The following is a 3,389-nucleotide window of genomic DNA, read 5'->3' as shown; positions in this document are numbered from 1 at the left end:
GCCCTGCGCCCGCGCCGCCGCAGCCAGGGCGGGATCCTCGACCGTGAACGAGCGCAGGACATGGCCGCGCCCGGTCAGGATCCGCGCCGCCTCCAGCGCAAGCGAGGCGTTGCCGATCAATGCGAAATCAAGCTGGGTCACGGTCTGTCTCCGGGTCGGAAAATCTGTCGGGGTCGGCTTGGAGCCAGCGCGTGGCGGATCAGCGCGCGCGCCTGCCCCTTGGGCATGGTCTGGTCTTCGCGGCGGATCGCGCGCAGGCGCCGCACGGTCAGGCCGGCCAGATGGGCCAGCACCGCCGCGACGGCATAGGCGCGGCCGTGGTTCTTGCGGAAATAATGCTCGCGCGAGGCGAACCAGTAATCGGGCGGCAGGGTCCATTCCCGCATGCCCGTGCTGACCGACCCGATATGCATCACGCGGGCATCCGGCAGGTAATGCGTGGGCCAGCCCGCCTTTGCGGCGCGCAGGCACAGGTCGGTTTCCTCGAAATAGAGGAAATACGCCTCGTCAAAGCCGCCGATCGCGTCCAGGACGTCGCGGCGGATCATCAGCGCCGCCCCGGCGGCCCAGTCCACCGGCGCGGCGACGGGCGGCATCGGGATGGTGACGACATGGCGTGCCAGCAGGCGTGAGATCGGCCCGGTGCGGGCCGCGTCCTCCAACTCGCTGGCGGCGGTCGGGAAGCGGAAATGCGTGGTGTGGTGGTTGCCGTGCTCGCCCACGACCCGGCACCCCAGCAGGCCGATGGCCGGATGCGTCAGCATGTGCGCCCGCATCCGCGCGATCGTGTCGGGTTCCAGGAATGCATCCGAGTTCACGATCAGCACCAGATCGCAGGGTCGATCCGTCGGCACGCGCAGCGCGGCATTGTTGCCCGCACCGAAGCCGCCGTTATGGCCCGACTGCAGCACCCGCAGGCGGCCGCCTGCGGTCCAGCCGCGGTCGGCGGCCTCCCGGCTCATCTCCTCGAAGCTGCCATCGCCGGAATCGTTGTCGATCAGCGAGATGACGCCCTCGATCCCCTCCATCGCGATGACGGCAGCCTCAGCCGAGCGCAGAGACATCTGCGCGCTGCGCCAGTTCAGGATGATCACATGCACGGCGCCCACGCTCATTCCGCGGCCCTCCGGAGGTCAGCCTTGTCGCCCTCTGCCAGATCCTTGCGCATCCGGTCGGCCAGCACCCTGACGCAGGGCTCCAGCACCATCGAATCGTGGTCCCCGGGTACCTCGACGACAGTCAGCTCCGGCATCCAGGGCGACCACAGGTTGTCCTCGAAGACGTATTCGCGCGCGGTGCTGACATGCATTCCGCCCGACACCTTGAACTGCCGATCCAGCCGCGGCCGGTACAGGGTCACCGGACCGTCCCAGACCCGCATCTCGAACTGCGGCAGCGCGCCCAGGAAGGCAGCATGGATAGCGGCGTTGTGGAAGCCCGCGGAATCCGCCTGCGGCAGCTGCTGGCGACGCGACCGTTCGTAGGCCAGCCGTTCCCGCAGCCAACGCGACAGGAAGCCCGGCCCCTCGCGGCGGATCTCGGCGGCTCGGATTATCAGGCGGTCCTTGCGCGTCAGTGTCGGGCGCATGGGCACGGGCGTGTCCAGCATGACCAGACGCGCCACGCTCTCTCCGTCGGCCTGCAGCTGACGCGCGATCTCCAACGCGGTCAGGCCGCCGCCAGAAAAGCCCGCGACCAGATAGGGGCCCTGCGGCTGGATCTGGCGGATCTCCTCGATGCAGCTGGTGGCGGCCTCGGCCAAGGTCGCATGCGGGGCGGCATCGCCGAACAGGCCGCGCGCTTGCAGGCCCCATACCGGACGGTCCGGCGACAGGCGCTGCGCCAGCGCGCGCAGGTTCAGCACGTTGCCGAACATGCCCGCGACGATGAACAGCGGGGTCCCCCCGCCCGCGGCGCCCTGGCTCATCGGCACCAGATGGGTGAAGCTGGCGGTCTGCGCCTGTGCCAGCGGGACGACCTGACCAGGGCTGCTGTCGGGGCGCGGACCGATCCGCGCCTCGATCAGGGCGGCCAGGGCCGCGACGTTCGGGGCCTCAAACAGCGTCGCCAGCGGCAGGTCGATCGCATAAGCCTTGCGGATCATCGCGAACAGCCGCACCGCGATCAGCGAATGGCCGCCAAGGTCGAAGAACCCGTCATCGACGCCCACCTGCTGCACGCCCAGCAGGTCGCGGAAGAATCCCGCGATGCTGCGTTCCAGATCGGTTCGCGGTTCGACATAGTCGCTGTCCAGGTCCGGACGCTCGAAGCTGGTGCTGGCGCCGGCGGCGCGGGCGCGGCTGCTGCGGGCCTCCTGCGCGATCAGCTGCGGCAGGTCCATGCTGGAGATGGCGATCTGCGGCAGCCCGGCCTGCAGCGCCTGTTCCAGAAGCGCGGGCCCGCGACCGGGCGGAATGCCCTGCGCGACCATGCGCGCCAGACGCTCCTGTCCGGGGCGGGTGGGCTGCGCCATGTCGGGACCGCGCGCGGCCAAGCGCACCGCGGGGGCGGCGTCCAGGCGGCGCAGGGTCAAACCCTCGACCTCGACCAGAACGCGACCCTGCGGATCGGTCAGCGTCACGTCGAAGCTGGCATAGCCGTCGGATGCGTTGGCCAGCCTGACAAGGCTGGTGACGGCGGCCGGCAGGGGCGCATGCATGGTCAGTGCCCGATAGGACAGCGGCACCCACAGCTGCGCCCGGTCATAGCCGGGGATAAGGTCCATCGCCCAGCCCGTCGCGATATCCATCAGCGCCGGGTGCAGGATGAACCCACGGTCCAGATCGGCGAGGGCGGCGTCGGGCAGGCGAAGCTGCGCGAGGCCCTGGCCGTCGCCCATCCAAGTCGCCTGCAGGACGCGCCACCGCGGACCAAAGGCCATCTGACCCTCCTGCGCGGATTCCAAGGCGTGGCCCACGGGCGCACGGTCGACCCGCATGCCCGCCGTCAGCGCCAGAAGGTCCAGCGGCGCGCGTGCCGGTTCGGCGGCGGTGATACCGCCCTCGGCCACGGCGACGGGCCCCTGGCCGAAATCGGCCTCGACCAGGAAGCCGGTGGTCTCCTGTCCCTGGGTCAGCGTCACGCGGAAATCGCGGGTGCCGCCATCCTCGACCGTCAGCGGGTCAAGGAAGGTCAGGTCGCGCAAGGCCCAGGGCGCATGCCGACCCGCCGCCTGCAGCGCCTGCGCCGCCAGTTCGATGGTCCCCGTGCCGGGCAGCAGCGCCACGCCGTCGCGGGTCCGGTGTTCGGCGATGATCCAGTCAGAGGCCGACAGCCTGCCGCCGAAGCGGTCGACCGCACCCTGGCGCGCATGCGTGGACAGCAGGGGCTGATCGACGGGCATCGGCGCGGGGTCGTCGCGGCGCCCCGTCAGCGCGTCGGCGGCCATG

The 3,389-nt window shown here is 70.6% G+C and carries 2 protein-coding genes; both read right to left on the bottom strand.

The genetic code is table 11. The features are described 5' to 3' along the window. Positions 1-137: 137 nt before the first annotated feature. The gene (locus TW83_RS17175) at positions 138-1,115 is read right to left on the bottom strand and encodes a glycosyltransferase family 2 protein (RefSeq protein WP_045984005.1); all 978 of its coding nucleotides are present in this window, start codon (positions 1,113-1,115) and stop codon (positions 138-140) included. Further along, positions 1,112-3,389, bottom strand: a 2,278-nt coding sequence (locus tag TW83_RS17170) for a polyketide synthase dehydratase domain-containing protein (protein ID WP_045984004.1), incomplete at its 5' end; no start/stop codon positions are given. The genes TW83_RS17170 and TW83_RS17175, both read right to left, overlap by 4 nt.

The sequence above is a fragment of the Paracoccus sp. S4493 genome, from assembly GCF_000967735.1.
Lineage (GTDB): Bacteria > Pseudomonadota > Alphaproteobacteria > Rhodobacterales > Rhodobacteraceae > Paracoccus > Paracoccus marcusii.
Note: the sequence above shows the minus strand (reverse complement) of the source record. Positions and strands in the feature narration are given on the sequence as shown.

Bases quoted from the DNA above. Each gene is read 5' to 3' on its own strand.
- TW83_RS17175 (WP_045984005.1), bottom strand. From the start codon at position 1,115: ATGAGCGTGGGCGCCGTGCATGTGATCATCCTGAACTGGCGCAGCGCG.